Annotated in this window: 1 pseudogene; it reads right to left on the reverse strand. The window is 54.9% G+C overall.

Annotation, left to right across the window (positions count from 1 at the left end):
• A pseudogene (locus tag KQ486_RS14235) lies at nt 1-508 on the reverse strand (IS1-like element IS1A family transposase); the annotation flags it as partial.
• Nucleotides 509-566 lie beyond the last annotated feature (58 nt).

Raw genomic sequence — 566 nt, forward strand, 5'->3', positions numbered from 1 at the left:
AGCGGCCAGCCATCCGTCATCCATATCACCACGTCAAAGGGTGACAGCAGGCTCATAAGACGCCCCAGCGTCGCCATAGTGCGTTCACCGAATACGTGCGCAACAACCGTCTTCCGGAGCCTGTCATACGCGTAAAACAGCCAGCGCTGGCGCGATTTAGCCCCGACATAGCCCCACTGTTCGTCCATTTCCGCGCAGACGATGACGTCACTGCCCGGCTGTATGCGCGAGGTTACCGACTGCGGCCTGAGTTTTTTAAGTGACGTAAAATCGTGTTGAGGCCAACGCCCATAATGCGGGCTGTTGCCCGGCATCCAACGCCATTCATGGCCATATCAATGATTTTCTGGTGCGTACCGGGTTGAGAAGCGGTGTAAGTGAACTGCAGTTGCCATGTTTTACGGCAGTGAGAGCAGAGATAGCGCTGATGTCCGGCGGTGCTTTTGCCGTTACGCACCACCCCGTCAGTAGCTGAACAGGAGGGACAGCTGATAGAAACAGAAGCCACTGGAGCACCTCAAAAACACCATCATACACTAAATCAGTAAGTTGGCAGCATCACCCGA

The sequence above is a fragment of the Allobacillus halotolerans genome (assembly GCF_018967645.1).
Taxonomy (GTDB): Bacteria; Bacillota; Bacilli; order Bacillales; family Alkalibacillaceae; genus Allobacillus; species Allobacillus halotolerans.